The sequence below is a fragment of the Nocardiopsis sp. NRRL B-16309 genome, from assembly GCF_001279585.1.
Taxonomy (GTDB): domain Bacteria; phylum Actinomycetota; class Actinomycetes; order Streptosporangiales; family Streptosporangiaceae; genus Nocardiopsis.
The window spans coordinates 1-16,483 of the sequence record NZ_LGEC01000005.1 but is presented as its reverse complement, the minus strand read 5'-3'; the positions used below and the strand labels follow the sequence as shown (position 1 = coordinate 16,483).

General features: G+C 71.4%; 18 protein-coding genes. 9 read left to right on the top strand and 9 right to left on the bottom strand.

What is annotated here, in order from left to right; all coding sequences use genetic code 11:
* Window position 1: 1 nt before the first annotated feature.
* The 3 genes from ADL05_RS02840 to ADL05_RS02830 form a co-directional block, all read right to left on the bottom strand.
* Window positions 2-1,126, bottom strand: coding sequence for a ubiquinol-cytochrome c reductase iron-sulfur subunit (locus ADL05_RS02840; RefSeq protein ID WP_053615274.1), 1,125 nt, complete (start codon window positions 1,124-1,126; stop codon window positions 2-4).
* Window positions 1,119-2,021, bottom strand: coding sequence for a cytochrome c (locus ADL05_RS02835; RefSeq protein WP_231640579.1), 903 nt, complete (start codon window positions 2,019-2,021; stop codon window positions 1,119-1,121). The genes ADL05_RS02840 and ADL05_RS02835 overlap by 8 nt, the downstream gene beginning before the upstream one ends.
* A 95-nt stretch (window positions 2,022-2,116) precedes the next feature.
* Window positions 2,117-2,671 carry a heme-copper oxidase subunit III gene (locus tag ADL05_RS02830; RefSeq protein WP_082376063.1) on the bottom strand — a complete coding sequence of 185 codons (555 nt, stop codon included), beginning with the start codon at window positions 2,669-2,671 and terminating at the stop codon, window positions 2,117-2,119.
* A 553-nt stretch (window positions 2,672-3,224) separates the two neighbouring features.
* Between ADL05_RS02830 and ADL05_RS02825 the strand changes: the two genes are divergently transcribed.
* Window positions 3,225-3,662 carry a hypothetical protein gene (locus tag ADL05_RS02825; protein ID WP_053615272.1) on the top strand — a complete coding sequence of 146 codons (438 nt, stop codon included), beginning with the start codon at window positions 3,225-3,227 and terminating at the stop codon, window positions 3,660-3,662.
* Window positions 3,663-3,896: 234 nt separating this feature from the next.
* Window positions 3,897-4,988, top strand: a complete 1,092-nt coding sequence (trpD, locus tag ADL05_RS02820; RefSeq protein WP_053615271.1) for an anthranilate phosphoribosyltransferase — start codon at window positions 3,897-3,899, stop codon at window positions 4,986-4,988.
* Window positions 4,989-5,046: 58 nt separating this feature from the next.
* Here the strand turns inward: trpD and ADL05_RS02815 are convergent, their stop codons facing one another.
* Complete coding sequence (locus tag ADL05_RS02815) at window positions 5,047-5,424, bottom strand: hypothetical protein (protein ID WP_156365693.1); 378 nt, start codon at window positions 5,422-5,424, stop codon at window positions 5,047-5,049.
* Between the two features lie 32 nt (window positions 5,425-5,456).
* Window positions 5,457-5,924, bottom strand: a complete 468-nt coding sequence (locus ADL05_RS02810) for an ATP-binding protein (protein ID WP_053615312.1) — start codon at window positions 5,922-5,924, stop codon at window positions 5,457-5,459.
* 349 nt (window positions 5,925-6,273) lie between these two features.
* Between ADL05_RS02810 and ADL05_RS02805 the strand changes: the two genes are divergently transcribed.
* Window positions 6,274-7,086: a helix-turn-helix transcriptional regulator gene (locus ADL05_RS02805; protein ID WP_053615269.1), complete on the top strand. Its 813-nt coding sequence runs from the start codon at window positions 6,274-6,276 to the stop codon at window positions 7,084-7,086.
* Window positions 7,087-7,092: 6 nt separating this feature from the next.
* Window positions 7,093-7,287 (top strand): DUF397 domain-containing protein, encoded by a 195-nt coding sequence (locus ADL05_RS02800; protein WP_053615268.1) that lies wholly within the window; start codon window positions 7,093-7,095, stop codon window positions 7,285-7,287.
* Between the two features lie 47 nt (window positions 7,288-7,334).
* Here ADL05_RS02800 and ADL05_RS02795 read toward each other — a convergent pair whose 3' ends face one another.
* The 3 genes from ADL05_RS02795 to ADL05_RS02785 are packed head-to-tail and all read right to left on the bottom strand — an operon-like array spanning window position 7,335 to window position 10,180.
* Window positions 7,335-7,610 (bottom strand): Lrp/AsnC family transcriptional regulator, encoded by a 276-nt coding sequence (locus ADL05_RS02795; RefSeq protein ID WP_053615267.1) that lies wholly within the window; start codon window positions 7,608-7,610, stop codon window positions 7,335-7,337.
* 52 nt (window positions 7,611-7,662) lie between these two features.
* Window positions 7,663-8,430: a rhomboid family intramembrane serine protease gene (locus tag ADL05_RS02790; protein ID WP_053615266.1), complete on the bottom strand. Its 768-nt coding sequence runs from the start codon at window positions 8,428-8,430 to the stop codon at window positions 7,663-7,665.
* Window positions 8,405-10,180: a DEDD exonuclease domain-containing protein gene (locus tag ADL05_RS02785; RefSeq protein ID WP_053615311.1), complete on the bottom strand. Its 1,776-nt coding sequence runs from the start codon at window positions 10,178-10,180 to the stop codon at window positions 8,405-8,407. The genes ADL05_RS02790 and ADL05_RS02785 overlap by 26 nt, the downstream gene beginning before the upstream one ends.
* 131 nt (window positions 10,181-10,311) lie before the next feature.
* On the opposite strand from ADL05_RS02785, the gene ADL05_RS02780 reads away from it, so the two are divergent.
* The 4 genes from ADL05_RS02780 (at window position 10,312) to ADL05_RS02765 (ending at window position 14,622) form a co-directional block, all read left to right on the top strand.
* Window positions 10,312-10,575, top strand: a complete 264-nt coding sequence (locus ADL05_RS02780) for a hypothetical protein (RefSeq protein WP_053615265.1) — start codon at window positions 10,312-10,314, stop codon at window positions 10,573-10,575.
* A complete protein-coding gene (locus tag ADL05_RS02775) occupies window positions 10,572-11,987 on the top strand; it encodes an NYN domain-containing protein (RefSeq protein ID WP_053615264.1) in 1,416 nt (471 codons plus the stop codon). Before ADL05_RS02780 ends, ADL05_RS02775 begins: the two co-directional genes overlap by 4 nt.
* A 247-nt stretch (window positions 11,988-12,234) precedes the next feature.
* Complete coding sequence (locus ADL05_RS02770; protein WP_082376060.1) at window positions 12,235-13,236, top strand: NlpC/P60 family protein; 1,002 nt, start codon at window positions 12,235-12,237, stop codon at window positions 13,234-13,236.
* 345 nt (window positions 13,237-13,581) lie between these two features.
* The gene (locus ADL05_RS02765; protein ID WP_053615263.1) at window positions 13,582-14,622 is read left to right on the top strand and encodes a C40 family peptidase; all 1,041 of its coding nucleotides are present in this window, start codon (window positions 13,582-13,584) and stop codon (window positions 14,620-14,622) included.
* Between the two features lie 39 nt (window positions 14,623-14,661).
* On the opposite strand, the gene ADL05_RS02760 is transcribed toward ADL05_RS02765, so the two are convergent.
* Window positions 14,662-14,967, bottom strand: a complete 306-nt coding sequence (locus tag ADL05_RS02760; RefSeq protein ID WP_053615262.1) for a YrhK family protein — start codon at window positions 14,965-14,967, stop codon at window positions 14,662-14,664.
* Window positions 14,968-15,095: 128 nt separating this feature from the next.
* Between ADL05_RS02760 and ADL05_RS02755 the strand changes: the two genes are divergently transcribed.
* Window positions 15,096-16,226, top strand: coding sequence for a glycosyltransferase family 4 protein (locus ADL05_RS02755; protein WP_053615261.1), 1,131 nt, complete (start codon window positions 15,096-15,098; stop codon window positions 16,224-16,226).
* Window positions 16,227-16,483: the final 257 nt, after the last annotated feature.

The following is a 16,483-nucleotide window of genomic DNA, read 5'->3' as shown; positions in this document are numbered from 1 at the left end:
ACTAGTCCTTCGCGTAGTCCCAGAACGTCGGACCGGGCGCTTCGGAGAAGTCGCCCGTCGACACGAGGTAGCCCTCGGAGTCGACGCCGATCGGCAGCTGGGGCAGTGGGCGGTGCGCCGGCCCGAAGACCACCTCGGCGGCGTTCGCGGCGTCGAACGTGGACTGGTGGCACGGGCACAGGATGCGGTGCGTCGTGCGCTCGTACAGGGCCGCGGGGCAACCGACGTGGGTGCAGATCTTGGAGTAGGCGATGATGCCCTCGTGCGTCCAGTTGCGGCGCTCCTCGGTCATCCCCTCCCCCCACTCGACCTGGCCGTCCTCGCCCGTCGGCATCTTGATCAGCAGGATGACCGACTTGGCCTGGTCGTTGAGGCTGATCCCGTGCGGGTAGTGGACGTTCTCCCCGTAGTCGTCCTCGTGCATGAGGGGGAGAGCGGAGATCATGCCGTACGGGTCCTGTGCCAGGTCCTCGGGCCGGATCTCGCGGTGCGTGCCCTCGACGATCATGCGGCGGCCGTCGGCCCACGGCGTGACCTTGAGCTTGTCCCCGGGCAGGGGGCCCGTGTCGCGCAGCAGGATGATCGGCGCGATGCCCAGCGGCAGCATGGCCGCGATGAGCGTGCGCCGCATCAGCGGACGGCGGGTGAAGCCGCTCTCGTCGGCGCTGCGCATGAAGAAGGCGCTGAAGGAGCTCTTCTCCTTCTCGTCCGAGGGCAGCTCGTCGTAGGGCGAGGAGACCTCGTAGTGCGGCATCACGTTGCGCGCCCACACCGTCATTCCCGCGCCGATGCCGAACAGGGACAGCGTCAGCGTCCCGCCCAGCAGGGCGTTCGAGAACTGGCTGATCCGCGGGTCGGCGATCTCCTCGGGGCCGTACACGAAGTAGGAGACCAGGAAGCCGATGCCGCCGAGGAAGGCGAGGATGAACCACAGCGACGCGATCTTCTCGCCGCGGCGCTGCTGCTCCTCGGGGCGCTGGTGGGTCTCCGACGCCTTGTAGGGGCCCTCGTGGGAGCGCTCGGCCTCGGCCTCGGCCACCGTGTGCTCCTCGGCCGCGGGTGTGCCCACGACGCGCTCCGGCGTCTCGTCGGGCTCGTTGTTGTCGTTGTTCGTCTTGTCAGTCATGTGCACGCTGCTTAGCGGTGATCCAGATCGCGCAGGCGACGATCAGGGCCAGACCGATGGTCCACGAGATGAAGCCCTCGGCGACCTGGCCGATGCGCTGGAGGTCGATGGGACCGCCGGCGTTCGGCTCGGTCTGGAGTGTCTTGACGTAGGAGATCAGTTCCTGCTTCTCGTCCGGCTCGATCACGGTGTCGCTGAACATCGGCATCGCGCCGGGACCGCTGACCATGGCCTCGTAGATCTGCCGCGGGCTCGCGTCGTGGATCTCGGGGGCCCAGCGGCCGTCGGTCAGGGCGCCGCCCCCACCGGACCAGCTGTGGCAGTGCGCGCAGTTGGTCAGGTAGAGCTTCATGCCCATGTCGGTGTTGTCGGCACCGGCGATGTAGGCGTCGAACTCGGCCTCGTACTCCTCGATGGCGGCCTCGTACGCGGCCTCGGCCTCCTCGACCGCCTCCTCGTAGGACTCCTCGTCCTCGAAGTCGGCGCGGACCGGGGTCGGGAACTCCTCCCGGTCGGGCGCGTGGCCGGGAACGTCGGCGGGGATCGGTGCCCCGGCGTCGCCGTTCCTGATCTCCGCGTTGTAGTACGCGATCAGGTTCGCCAGTTCCTCTTCGGACATGACCATGTGCCGACGCGGCATCTGGGCGTTCGGGTCCATCGACGGCATGCGGCCGGTGCTGACCTGGAAGTCGATCGCCGCGGGGCCGACGTCGCGCAGGTCGGGACCGTTCGTGGTCCCGGACCCGTCGTAGTTGTGGCACGTGGCGCACGTCTGGTCGTAGATGTCCCGGCCCTCGGCGACGTCGACGTCGGCGTCGTCCTGTGACGAGACGTCAGCGGCGAGGGTCCGCGCCTGGGCCTGGTCGGCGGTGGGCGCCAGTGCGGCGTACCCCACCCCGAACAGGGCTAGCGCGAGGATGACGACGACATACCCCGCGAGGGGATGCCGTCGCCGCGCGGTAATCCATTTCACGGTTTCCCCGTTTCGGGTTACTGAAGGAAGTAGATGGTGCAGAACAAAGCGATCCAGACGACGTCGACGAAGTGCCAGTAGTAGGACACGACGATCGCGCTGGTCGCCTGCTGGTGGGTGAAGCGCTTCGCGGCGTACGTGCGTCCCAGCATGATGAGGAACGCCACCAGACCGCCGATGACGTGGAGTCCGTGGAAGCCCGTGGTCAGGTAGAACATCGACCCGTAGGCGCTCGACTGCAGAGTCAGGCCCTCGTGCGCGATGAGCTGGTAGTACTCGAAGGCCTGTCCGCAGATGAAGAACAGACCCATGAAGAACGAGATGAAGAACCACAGGCGGAGCTTCTTGACGTCCCCGCGCTCGGCGGCCCAGACGCCGGCCTGCGCGGTGAAGCTGGAAGCCACCAGGACAACGGTGATGGATGTCGCCAACGGCACGTTGAGGTGCGTCGCCGGCCACGGCCCGAGCTCGGGGTTCCCGTTGGTCACCGATCGGATGGTGAAGTACATCGCGAACAGCGCAGCGAAGAACATGAGCTCGTTGGCCAACCACACGATGGTGCCAACGCTCACCAGGTCAGGACGCTTTGCCGCACCATGCGCTGGTGTCGGTGCTGATTTTGGTTTCGCGGTTGCTGTCGCCACGGGAGCATTATTACGGCATCTCGCCAAGACCCGAACTCGACCCCCCGTAAGGAGGCCGAACAGACCCGGGAACGACCTTCCGCGGGCCCGGGAGCGGGCTCTTCACCGTGACTCGGGCGTTACTGTAGCGGCTCGACCGCCGTCCGTGGGCGCGGAACACGCCCTGGCGGGCCATCTGACGCGATCCGGGGCGGCTGAGGCGTTCCGTACCCCCGCTCGGGGCGCTCCAACCGCGCTCCGCCTACGGCGGGACAACGAATCGGTCACTGTTGCACAACGCCGCCGCCCGGGCGGGTGAGCGGCGCCCCCGGACGTGCTGGCATCCTGTGGTGTCGAAGGTCTCAGCCCGGCGGCGGTCGCGTGATCCGTCCTGGGCAGTGGGCCCGCGAGGCAATACAGTCAGAGGCGAGAGCCAACGAAAGCCCCGGCCGCACCCCCCGATGGCGGCGGCCGCGGTCCGACGCGATGGGACGGTTGCGCGATGGTCGAGAGCGGTACGGACACGGGTGCCAGGATGCGCGTGCTGGTCTACAGCGACAAGGCCGAGACCCGTGACCAGGTCATGACCGCGATCGGTCGGCGCCCGGCCGCCGACGTGCCCAAGGTGGAGTTCGTCGAGGTCGCCACCGCCCCGGTCGTCCTGCGCAAGCTGGCCTCCACCGACCCGGCCGAGCGCATCGACGTCGCGATCTTCGACGGCGAGACGGCCCCGGTCGGCGGGATGGGCCTGTGCCGCCAGGTCAAGGACGAGATCTACCGCTGCCCGCCGATCCTGCTCCTGGTCGGCCGGCGCGACGACGGCTGGCTCGCGACCTGGTCGCGGGCCGAGCAGGTCGTCAGCCACCCGATCGACCCCATCGCGCTCGCCGAGTCGCTGGCCGAGCTCATGCGCCGGCGCGTCGCGGCGCTCAGCGGGTGACCCTCGTGGGACACGGCCGCGGGACGGACGGGAACGGTGAGCGGGACATGCGCCGCCGCCGGGCGGTGGGCGGCGCCCTGAACCACGGCGCCGACACCGGGCGATGGCGCGTGTCCGCCGCGCGGAACGCGGGATAGGGCCCCACCCTCAGCGGAGGGCCTCCGGCCCCCGTTCCCGCCGCCACCCCACCCGTCAACGCCCCGAAGCCCGTCGCACCGTGGAGTCCCAGAACCGATGAACGCCCCTTCCCCTTCCAGCCCCGCCGCCGACCGCTCCGCCGTCGCCGAGCGCACCTGGTCCAACCTCATCACCGCCCTGCTCAACGACGTGACGCTCAGCGCCTCCGACACCGAGTGGGCGATGGACGAGATCATGTCCGGCTCCGCGAGCGACGTGCAGATCGCCGGCTTCGCCGTCGCGCTGCGCGCCAAGGGCGAGAGCGTGTCCGAGGTGACCGGTCTGGCGCAGGGCATGCTCGACCACGCCGTCCGGATGGACGTGTCCGGGCCGACCCTGGACATCGTCGGCACCGGCGGCGACCGCGCGCACACGGTGAACGTGTCGACCATGGCCGCGATCGTGGCCTCGGCCGCGGGCGCGCGCGTGGTCAAGCACGGCAACCGCGCGGCGTCGTCCTCGTGCGGCACGGCCGACGTCCTGGAGCGCCTGGGCGTGGTCCTGGACCTGTCACCGGAGCTGACCGCCCGCGTCGCCGAGGACGCCGGGATCACGTTCTGCTTCGCGCCGATGTTCCACCCGTCGCTGCGGCACGCGGCCAAGACCCGCCGCGAGCTGGCGGTGCCCACGATCTTCAACTTCCTGGGTCCGCTGACCAACCCGGCGCGGCCTTCAACCTCGGCGATCGGCGTGTTCGACGAGCGCATGTGCGAGATCATGGCCGGGGTGTTCGCCGAACGCGGCTCCGCCGCCCTGGTGTTCCGCGGCGACGACGGTCTGGACGAGCTGACCACCACCACGACCTCCACGGTGTGGGTGGTCCGCGACGGCGAGAAGCGCCGTGAGCGCCTGGACCCGGCCGACCTGGGGATCGCCCGGTCGGTGCCGGAGGACCTGCGCGGCGGCGACGTGGAGTTCAACGCCCAGGCCGTACGCGACCTGGTCGCGGGCCGGCCCGGGCCCGTGCGCGACGCGGTCCTGCTCAACGCCGGTGCGGCGCTGGCCGCGGTGGCCGGTGTGGAGGGCTCCCTGGTGGAGGCGGTGCGGGCCGGGTACGAGCGCGCGGCCGCGGCCGTCGACAGCGGCGCCGCCGAGCGCACGCTCTCCACCTGGGTGGAGACCAGCCAGGGGTACGCCAAGAGCGTGTGATCCACCACACGGCAGAGAGGGCGCGACCGGTCACCGGCCGCGCCCTCACGTGTATCGATCAGTCGGCCCCGCCCGGATGGAGATCAAGGTAGACCCGGATCAGGTTCGCGAGTTCGTCGAACTCCCCCGACCCGGTTCCGGTTCCCGGCGCCACCTCCTCACCCCCCGCGCGGCGTGGCGGTGGGGGCATGTACGGACGGACGAGGGCACCGGGATCGTCGAACGGTGGGGCGAACGTTTCGTCGGCGAGGGCCCGTGTGCGCCGCGGAAGCGGTGGCCGGGGCCGTTCTGGTGCCGGATCGAGCGCGGGGCGGTCCGTTCGCGGCGGCAGCAACACGTGGGCCAGGGCGAGCGCCAGCGCGGCGGCGGCGATGTGCCACACGTGTTCGGCCCACGTGCGCTGGGGTCGGCGGTGTCGCCCGGTAGGGGGTCGCACAGTCTTCTCCTGGTGGATTCGCTGGTGTCCGGTCAGTTCCGCAGCCCGGCGGTCGACCCCGCGTCGCGATCCGGGTCGATGAGGGCCCACACCGTCAGCGGCCTTCCGGGTTCCCCGCTCCACCACCACTTCTCGGCGACGGCGTCGACCAGCCGCAGTCCCCGCCCGCCCGGCGCGAACTCGTCCACCCGGCACGGCAGGTGTGGCAGGGTCACGCCCCTGCCCACACGCGGCCCGTCGTCGGTCACCGACAGCAGGACGACTTTTCCGGGCAGGACCTCCAGCCCCACCTCCACCCGCCCGAAGCGGCCTCCTGACGCGGTGTGCCGCACCGCGTTCGAGGCCAGTTCACTCACGGTGAGCAGCACCGGATCGCAATGGTCGGCAGGGAGCTTCATCGCCTGCTGACACCAGGTCCGGATGTGTGCCACCTGGGTCGGCGTCCCGCCGAAGAACGCCCTGCGCGCCCCCGCTCGCGCGCCCCTCTCTCTGACCGGCATCCCACCCGCCACCCGCCGGTCACCGCCGTCTGCCCGCCTGTCCCACGGGTCGCCAATGCTGCTCATCGTGATCCTCCTCAGACTCGGTCTGCCCCAGCGGCCTGTTCTCAAGTGCGCGCAAGATTCTCCAATGCAAGAGCATGAGAACCGCCTGATCGCTACGATCTGATTGTTATACGCCACAGAGAGATACGCAACTGATTCTGACGAAATTTTCGTCTACCCAAGTTTCGTGAGTTGGTTCTCCACTCCGGCGTAGGCCAAACTGGGGCGTACACCAACCACCCATCCGGGGAGCGCTTCAGTGGCACAGACTGTCGGAATAGCTCGTCGGACGCTCTCCCGTGTGATGCGCGAGGCGCGGCGCACAGCAGGCGTCCGAGCTGGTGACGCGGCTGTGCAGGTCGGGGTGACTCCGGGGACGCTGAGCAAGTACGAGAAGTCCGAACACCCGTGGCCGCCCGCTGTCGTCTACGCCCTGAGCGACATGTACAAGCTCAAGAGGGAGGATCGCGACAAGCTGGTGGAGCTGGCCAGACAGCGTGAGCCCGGGTGGTGGCAGACCAGCGCGGTGCCGACGTGGTTCGCCCCGTACATCGGCGTGGAATCGGAAGCCGCGGAGCTCGACAACTACAACGACGGGCTGATCCCCGGGCTGTGCCAGACACCTGACTACGCCCGTGCTCTCATCACCGCCGTGGCGGAGGACGAGGGGCCTGATCGCGTCGATGGCCACGCGGCCGTTCGCGTCCGCCGCCAACAGCGGCTCTCAGGAGACTCCCCCCTTCGCTTCTCGGCCGTCTTCAACGAGGCCGCGCTACACCGCGTCGTGGGTGGAGTCGAGGTCATGCGGGAGCAGCTCGCCCATCTGCTGGCCGTGTCCGAGCAGCCCAACGTGGATCTCCGCTGTCTCCCCTTCTCCGCAGGCGCACACGCGGCGACCGAAGGCAACTTCGTACTTCTGCGTTTTCCCGACGTCATCGAGGGCGTCAACTCGGGCGACGCCGTGTACATCGAGTACGCGATCGGTGGCCTGTTCCTGGAGCAGGAGTCCGAGACCGCCTACTACCAGGTCCTCTATCGCAAGGCGCAAGGGGCAGCGCTGGACCAGCAGGCGACCCGGCAACTCGTCCAGCAAGTGTTGGACGACCAGTACAAGTAGGAAGAGATGACTGTGGAGAACGTGTGGAACTGGCGTAAGTCCAGCTACAGCGGGGGCCACGGCGGCGAGTGCGTCGAGATCGCCGACATTCCCGGAGGGGCCGCCGTGCGCGATACCCAGAACCGGCGGCTCGGGCACCTCACGTTCGAGAACGCCGAGTGGACCGGGCTCCTCACCGCCCTCAAGGCGAGCACGCGATAGCCAAGGGGCGCGGCGCCGGGATCACCGGTGCCGCGCCCCCTCCGTTCTCACCAGCCGAGGGCGAAGGCCGACTCCAGGTCGTGCTTGGAGTAGGTCTGGAACGAGATGTGGGTGTCGGAGGCGATCACGCCCGGGACCTTGTTCACCCGGCCGGGGATGACCTCGGCGAGGTCCTCGTGGCGGCGGACCCGCACCATGGCGATGAGGTCGACGTTGCCGGTGACCGAGTAGACCTCGCTGACGCCCTCGATCTCGGCGATCGCCTCGGCGACCTCGGGGATGCGGTTGACGTCGGCTTTGACCATGACGATCGCGGTGATCACAGTGCCTCCTGGGCGTTGGGTGCGAGACGGGCGCCCGGCGCGGCGGCGCGCACTAGTAGACGTCGGAGAGCCGCGTCCCGGAGCGCCATCGCAGCCGGTAGACCGCCAGTCCCGCGATCACCCCGGCGATGAACCCGTAGACGTGCGCCGCGTAGGCCACGTTGGATCCGGCGCCCGGAGCGTACGAGGTGGTGACATAGAGAAGATACTGAAACGCGAAGTAACTTCCCACCAGGGCCCACCCGGGGAGCCGCATCGGGACCACCCCGAAGACCAGCGAGGTCACGCGGCTGCGGAACTGCACGACCAGGTAGGCGCCGAGCACACCGGAGATCGCACCGGAGGCGCCCACCATGGGGACGGTCCCGTCGATGTCGGTGAGCGCGTGCCCGTAGGCCGCGGCGAGGCCTGTGACCAGGTACAGGCCCAGGAAGCGGACCCGTCCGATCCGGTCCTCGACCACCGGGCCGAACACGAACAGGTAGACCATGTTGCCGATGACGTGCATGGGGCCCGCGTGCACGAACATCGAGGCGAACACCGACAGCCACACGGACTTGCCGTCGATGGCGCCGCACGCCTCGGTCAGGGGCGGCGCCTGGTCGACGCGGCCGAGCATCTCGTTGGGGATCGCGCCCCAGCGCATGAAGTAGTCCTCGATGGCGCAGTAGCGGCCCACCATGTCGACCGGGTACCACACGGCGGTGGACGCCTGCGGCGAGGCCAGGTAGACCAGCACGTTGACCGCGATCAGTGTGAACGCGACGACGGGGGCTCGGCGGACGGGGTAGTCGTCATTGAGCGGGAGCAGCGCGGCCATGGGCCCAGTGTGTCAGCTCGGCGTGCGCTTCGGCGCCCCGCAGAGGGCATGTCCACTCGCCCTCGATCTCGACCAGGCGCGTCGCGGGGTCGGCGAGCCAGTCGAGGATGAGTTCGCTCTCGCCCGGCAGGGCCCGGGGGCTGGGGCCGTGTCCGGGGGGCACGCGCTCCGCGGTGGCCACCAGGGAGGCGAGGAAGGCCGCGGGGTCGGTGCCGGGCCGCAGCACCGCGCTGGCGGCGAGCCGGCCGTGGCGGACCACGCACGTCTCCCATCCGGTGGCCGCGCGGCGCGAGGCCACCAGGTGCGGGACGGCCGACAGCGCGGACAGTCGCTGGGCGCGCCGGGCGCCGGTCAGGAAGGCGGCGAGGCGGTCGCGGTGGCCGGCCGCCTCCTCGTAGCGCAGTGCGGCGGCGAGCTCCGCGATCCGGGCGGTGTGGGCGGCCACGACCAGCGCGGGATCGCCCGTCATGGCCTCGGCGGCGGCGTCGGCGTGGACGGCGTACTCCTGGAAAGACTCGGTGCCGTCGCAGGGCGCGCCGCAGCGGCCGAGCTGGGCCAGCACGCAGGGCCGCGCCCATCCGGCGGGCTCCGCCGCCGACGGTGAGCCGTCGGCCCGCCGCCCCTTCTTCGGGGCGGTGGGGGTGTGCGTGCACTGGCGCAGCGGGACGGCGTGCAGCAGCGCCTCCTTGGCGCGTTCGGCGTCCTTGGCCGAGGCGTAGGGGCCGATGTAGGGGGCGCCGTCGTCGCGGACGGCGCGCACGACCGACAGGCGGGGGTAGGCGTCGGTGGTGAGCTTGACCCAGCTGGCGCGCTCGGGGTTGCGCGAGCGCCGGTTGAAGGGCGGCTTGCGCTCGGCGATGATGCGCAGTTCGCGCACCGACGCCTCCAGTTCGGTGGTGCACACGATGGGGGTGACGCCCTCGACCAGCCCCGCCATCTCGCGGATGCGCCGTCGGTTCTCGGCGGCGGTGAAGTAGGAGCGCACGCGGCGGCGCAGGTTGAGGCTCTTGCCGACGTAGAGGCTGGCCCCGCGCGCGTCGGTGAACACGTACACGCCGGGTTCCTCCGGCAGGTCCTCGGCCAGGTGGCGCTTGGCGATCTGGGCCCGGCTCGGGGGCTTGTTGACCGCGCGCAGCTCCTCCAGGCTGTGCACGCCCATGGGCCCGAGGCGCTCGATGAGCCCGTGCAGCACCGAGACGGTGGCGCGGGCGTCGTCCAGCGCGCGGTGGTTGGGCGTGGTCGGGGCGCCGTAGAAGGCCGCGAGCGTGCCGAGCTTGTGGTTGCGGACCTCGCCGCGCGGCAGCAGGGCGCGCGCCAGGCGCAGGGTGTCCACCACCGGATAGCCGGGCCACTCCAGGCCCTGGCGTTCGCAGGCGGCCTTGAGGAAGCCTGTGTCGAAGGGCGCGTTGTGCGCGACCAGGGCGGTGTCGGGGTCGGCGTCGAGGAAGGCCAGCACCTTGGGCAGGACGTCCTCGATCGGCGGGGCGGTGGCCACCATGGACTGGGTGATGCCGGTCAGCAGGGTGATGCTCGCCGGGATGAGGACGCCGGGGTCGACCAGGGTGGAGAACTCGTCCAGGACCTCGCCGCCGCGGACCTTGACCGCGCCGACCTCGGTGATCCGGGCGTTCGAGGCACTGGTGCCGGTGGTCTCCAGGTCCAGCACGACGAACGTCGTCGCGGCGAGCGGAGTGCCGAGGTCGCCGAGGCTGGTTTGGACGCCGGTGGACGCCGCGGACTGTCGAACCACCCGGTCAGGGTAGTGCGCGGTACCGACCAAAGCGGTCGGGATGCGGCCTGACCTGCCCGACATGGAAAGATGGGGGTGAGTGGGGCGTGAGTGTGGGCGCCGCGCCGACAGGACGACGACGAGGAGGAACCGTGGGGATCGCGATGCCGGGTGAGAATGAGCGGTGGCGGTGCACCGGATGCGGCAACCTCACGCGGTTCGACGTCACCAGGACCGTCCGCTCCCAGGACTACCTGCACCAGGACCTGTCCGGTGCGGGGCTGGTCGAGGACCGCACCGTCCTCTCGGAGTCCGTCGAGCGCGTCAAGTGCCGCTGGTGCGGCGCGACCGACGCGGTGGAGATCGTCGCGCGCCCCGACGCCGACGCGGCTGAGAGCACGACGGGTCGGTCATGAGCGGCCGCCCGGACGAGGGCGGCGAGGGCGCGGAGGCACCGGAGGGCACCTCGCGGGAACAGGACGGGTCGGCCGCCGACGCGTCCGGCGACGGTGCCGGCGCGGGGGCGGAGCACCTGAGCCGCCCGCTGCCCGAGGCCGTGCGCGCCCGGATCGTCGAGTACGGGTCCGACGTGCTGGGCGGGATGCGCTCCGCCGACCTGCCCCCGCTGCTGCGCCGGGTGGCCAAGTTCGAGCCGCGCCGCAGGGCGCGCCTGGCGGGCCCGCAGATCGCCGCCCAGCTGGAGACCGACGACACGTTCCGCGCGATGGTCGCCTCCCGCGTCGACCAGGTGTGGCCGGAGCTGGCCGAGGGCCTGCGCTCCGGTGTGGTGCCGCCCGCCGCCGACCCCGTGGCGGTGGCGGCGTGCGCGTACCTGCTGCGGCCCGAGGGGTGGCCCCGGATCATCGACGGCGTCCACGAGGAGCTGGAGCGCGAGGCCAGCGTCCGGGAGGCGGACGCGGCGGCCGAGGCGCTGGACGCGGCGCGCCGCCAGTTGGACGAGACCAGGCACGACCACCAGGCGGACCTGGAGCGGCTGCGGGCGCAGATCCGCGACCAGCGCGCGGAGATCTCCGACCTGCGGCGCAAGGTGCACTCCGAGCGCCAGCGCGCCAGGCGGGCCCGCGAGGAGGCCGAGCACGCGCTGACGGAGACCGCGAACCGGGAGAGCGAGTCCGCGACCCAGGTCACCGCGCTGGAGTCGGAGAACCGACGGCTGCGCGCCCGTCTGGCGGCGGCGGAGTCGCAGGTGGAGAACGCGCGCCGCGCCGTGCGCACCGGGCGCAACGCCGACGAGGCGCGGCTGCGGGTGCTGGTGGACGTGCTGGTGGACGCCGCGCACGGGCTGCGCCGCGAACTGGCGCTGCCCACCGGTCTGGACAGCCCCGCGGACCTGGTCGCCGAGGCGGAGCGCGAGCACCGGCGGGTCTCGCTGGGCGGCCTGCCCGACGACGACCCCGGGCTGTTGGAGTACATGCTCACCGCTCCGCGCGTCCACCTGCTGGTGGACGGCTACAACGTCACCAAGACCGGGTACGGCACGCTGCCCCTGGCCGACCAGCGCACCAGGCTCCTCGGGTCGCTGGAGGGACTGGCGAGCCGGACCAAGGCGGAGATCACCTGCGTCTTCGACGGCGCCGACGTGGACACGCCTCCGGTGGTGGCCTCGCCCCGGCGCGTACGGCTGCTGTTCAGCGCGCCCGGGGAGACGGCCGACGAGCTGATCGTGCGCCTGGTGGGAGCCGAGCCGCCCGGTCGGCCGGTCGCGGTGGTGACCTCCGACAAGGAGATCGTGTCCGCCGTGCGCCGGTCCGGGGCGCGTGCCGTGTCGTCGGCGATCTTCCTGCGCCGCCTGGAGTCCCACGGCTGACCGGGCCCGCGACGTGAGACGGATCACCATCCGCGGTGCCGGTGTGCCGCCATGGTTGAGCCGTGCCGGACGTTCCGCTAGGTTCTTCCAGGAACGTGAGTGCTTGACCGGAGTGAGATCGAGAGCTGTGCGCTCTTGACCCGGTGGAGGCCCGCACGCTCACGCGCGCCCTCCCCCGGCGCGGTTCCCCCATCGTTCCCCTCAGCATTTCGTGCGGACATCCCAACCCCAAGGAGCGTGGACCGCCATGAAGAACACCGGTGGTCGCAGTGCGGCTCGCCGAATCGCTGCTTCGACCGGCATCGGCGCCGTGGTCGCCGGCTCCCTTCTCGTGCCGGGCACCGCTCACGCGGACCCGACCCGTGAGGACGTCGAGGAGCGCATCGAGGAGCTGAACACCGAGTCGGCCAGCGCCGTCGAGGCCTTCAACCAGGCCGAAGAGGACTACGAGGTCGCCCAGACCCAGTACGAGGAGCTCGAAGAACAGGTCGGCGACGAGGAGGAGCGCTACGACGAGCTGCGCGAGAAGGTCACGCAGTTCGCCAGCGCCACCTACCAGTCCGGCGACCTGGACTCCACGACCAACGTGCTGACCTCCGACGGCCCCGAGGGCCTGCTGGAGCAGAACGCCGACCTCAGCTACCTCTCCGAGACCCAGCAGGCCGAACTGGACGAGTTCGGCGAGTCGGCCGAGCGCCTGTTCTCGCTCAAGGACGAGGCCGAGACGGCCCTGGAGGAGGCCGAGGAGTCGCTGGAGGAGGCCGAGGAGGCCAAGGACGAGGTCGAGGACAAGATCGAGGAGCAGCAGGACCTGCTCGCCGAGTTCCCCGACGCGGACGCCTCCGCCGAGGGCGCCAGCGACGCCGGCGGCCAGTACACCGGCAGCGCGTCGGGCAACGCCGGAACGGCCCTGGACTTCGCCTACTCCCAGATCGGCAAGCCCTACATCTACGGCGGCACCGGGCCCAACGGCTACGACTGCTCCGGCCTGACCCAGGCGGCCTGGCGCCACGCCGGAGTCGACCTGCCGCGGACGACGTACGCGCAGGCCGAGGTGGGCACGCGCATCTACGACATCAACGCGCTCCAGCCGGGCGACATCATGTTCTTCTACCCGGAGCTGGGCCACAACGGCCTCTACGCGGGCGACGGGATGATGGTGCACGCGCCGCGCACCGGCCGCAACATCGAGCAGGTGGGACTGGCCGCCTACTGGGCGGGACAGTTCCAGTTCGCCGTGCGCCTGTAGGCACCGCGACCGCACGAGGCCGCCGTCCCCTTCGGGGGCGGCGGCCTCGTCGTTGCCGGTGGACCATCAGTGGGTCGCCGGTGGACCATCAGTGGGTTTTCGGACAGTCATTACCATTCGGCTGAACATCACGAAACGGTTGAGAGCGCACCAAGGGATGCACTAGTGTTCATCGCCGAGCGTGGTTGGACCTCTTCACCTCCCCCCGGAGGTGACGGCCACGCCCGGGCCGGGCACTCCCCCTCACCGTTTCGGCCGCCCCCACCGGCCTCTGATCCCGCCCGGTGCAGTCCCTCGGCCCGCGTCCCGGACGCACCCGCCCAGGGGAGAAAGGTGTCACCCAACGTGTCTGCTACCAGCACCGGCGGCCGCCGCACCGCGATCGTCGCCTCCCTCGCCGCCGGCCTCCTCCTGCTGCCGGCCTCCGTCGCGTACGCCGATCCGACCGCGGACGAGGTCCGCGAGGAGATCGAGGGCCTGGAGGAGGAGTACAGCGAGCTCAACGCCGTCTACAACGACGCGCAGGAGGCCCACGAGGCCGCCGAGGAGGAGCTGTCGGAGATCCTCGAGGACATCGAGGACACCGAGGCGCAGGTGGAGGCACTGGGCGTGGGGGTGCGCGGCCTGGCCAACGCGACCTACAGCGGTGTCGACCTCACCTCCCCCACGCACCTGATCGGCGCCGACGGCCCCCAGGAGGCGCTGGAGCACCAGGCCGACCTGAGCTACCTCGCCAACACCCAGAACCAGGGGCTGGAGCAGTACCTGGAGGAACTGGACCACCTGGAGGCGCTGGAGGCCGAGGCCAGCGACACCGAGGAGTCCGCGGCCGAGGCGCTGGAGGAGGCCGAGACCGCCGCCGAGGAGGCGGAGGAGGCGATCGCGGAGCAGGAGGAGCTGCTCTCGGAGCTGACCGCCGAGGAGCGGGCCGCGGCCACGGAGAACGTCAGCAACGACACCGGGTCCACCGGCGGATCGGGCGGCGGCACCGGCGGGAGCACGGGGGCCAGCTACACCGGCTCGGCCTCGGGCAGCGCCGCCACGGCCCTGGACTTCGCCTACCAGCAGATCGGCAAGCCCTACGTCTGGGGCGGGACGGGCCCCAACGGCTACGACTGCTCGGGCCTGACCCAGGCGGCCTGGGCCGCCGCCGGCGTGAGCCTGCCCCGGACCACCTACGACCAGGTCAACGCGGGCACCCGGGTCTCCTGGGAGAACATGCAGCCCGGCGACCTGATCTTCTTCTACGGCTCCAGCCCGGGCCACGTGGGCATGTACGCGGGCGACGGCGTCATGGTGCACGCCTCCACGTCCAGCAAGCCGATCGGCACGGTCACGCTGAACGACTACTACCGCTCGAACTTCACCGCGGCCGTGCGCCCCTGACCCCGTGGGCCCGGCTCGGTGAGCCGGGCCCGCGGGCGTTCAGAAGTCCCACGACGTCTCGTGCGAGGCCGGTCCCACCCCCGAGCGGGTGCGGACGCGGCGGACGTGGACCAGCCGGAACAGGCGGATGACGGGGCGGACGAGCATCTGCGCGCTGCCGATGAGGAAGAACCACGTTCCCGTGGTCGACCAGGCGGGCGAGAAGAACATGACGCTGCCCGCGACGAACCACAGGCCGATGAGGATGTCGTTGCAGATGCTCACCGCCTCGTAGCGCTGCCGCACCACCAGTTCGTGCCGGCCGATCTTGACGTCGATCGGCTTGTCCTCGTGCGGAACGGGCATGACGCCTCCTCGTACGGTCGCGGTACGTCCCCGCACAGGATGACGGACCACGGCCCCGCACCGGGAACGGCTCGCTGCGGAAGCGCACGACCGCGGACCCGCGTCCACGACGCCCTAGACTCTCCCCCGTGCCGCGAACGCTGATCATCACCAACGACTTCCCCCCGCGCGCCGGAGGGATCGAGTCCTTCGTCCACGAACTGGCGCTGCGCCGTTCCGACTCGGTGGTGGTGTACTGCTCCTCCCCCGCCCGGCGCGACGACGCGGCCGACCCCGGCTTCGACCTGCGCCAGCCGTTCCCGATCGTGCGCGACGCCGCGCGCGTGCTCCTGCCCACCCCCCGGGTGGCGGCGCGGGCACGGGCGATCGTGGACCTGGAGGACTGCGACTCGGTGCTCTACGGCGCCGCCGCGCCGCTGGGGCTGCTGGCCGCCGGGCTGCGCGGCCGGGTCCGGCGCCAGGTGGCCCTGACCCACGGGCACGAGACCGGCTGGTCCGGGCTCCCGGGCGCCAGGGAGGCGCTGCGGCGCGTCGGCGAGACCACCGACACCGTCACCTACCTCGGCGACTACACGCGCCGCCGCCTGGCCCGCGCGCTGTCGGCCCCGGCCGCGGCCCGGATGCGGCACCTGCCGCCGGGGGTGGACACCGACCGCTTCCGCCCCGGCGCGGGCGGCGCGGCGATCCGCGCCCGCCACGGCCTGGGCGAGCGGCCGGTGGTCGTGTGCGTCTCCCGCCTGGTCCCCCGCAAGGGCCAGGACACCCTGCTGCGCGCCTGGCCGCGCGTGCTCGCCGACGTGCCCGACGCCGCCCTGCTCATCGTCGGCGACGGACCCCACGCCGGCCGGTTGCGCGCCGCGGCCCGCGACACCGAGTCGGTGGTCTTCACCGGCCCGGTCCCCGCCGAGGAGCTGCCCGCCCACCACGACGCGGCCGACGTGTTCGCCATGCCGTGCCGGACCCGTCGGGGCGGCCTGGACGTGGAGGGCCTGGGCATGGTCTACCTGGAGGCGTCCGCCACCGGTGTGCCGGTCGTCGCGGGCGACTCGGGCGGCGCCCCGGACGCGGTGCTCGACGGTGAGACCGGTCTGGTGGTCGACGGCTCAAGGCCCGGACCGACCGCCCGGGCCCTCATCGGCCTGCTCCGCGACCCCGCCCGCGCCGCCCAGATGGGCGCACGGGGCCGGGAATGGGTGGCCCGTGACTGGACCTGGGACCGCGCGGCCCGGACCCTGGACGAGCTCCTGACCGTCCCCTGAGCCCCACCCCACCACCTGGCTTCCACGTTCCGACCCCAGAGGGCTGGACGGAGGCCGTTCAGCCTGCCCGGGCCACCAGGGGGTTGGTCGGGCCAAAGCGAGGAACGAGCGGAGGCCCAAAGAAAGCACGGGTGAGGGGCGCGCCGGTGCCTACAGGAGGAGTCTCTGCCGCCAGCGAGCTTGCGAGCCAGGCAGTAGCGACGACGAAGGACCCGGCGTGAAGCGCCCCCGAACCTCCGGGCCAAAGCGAGGAACGA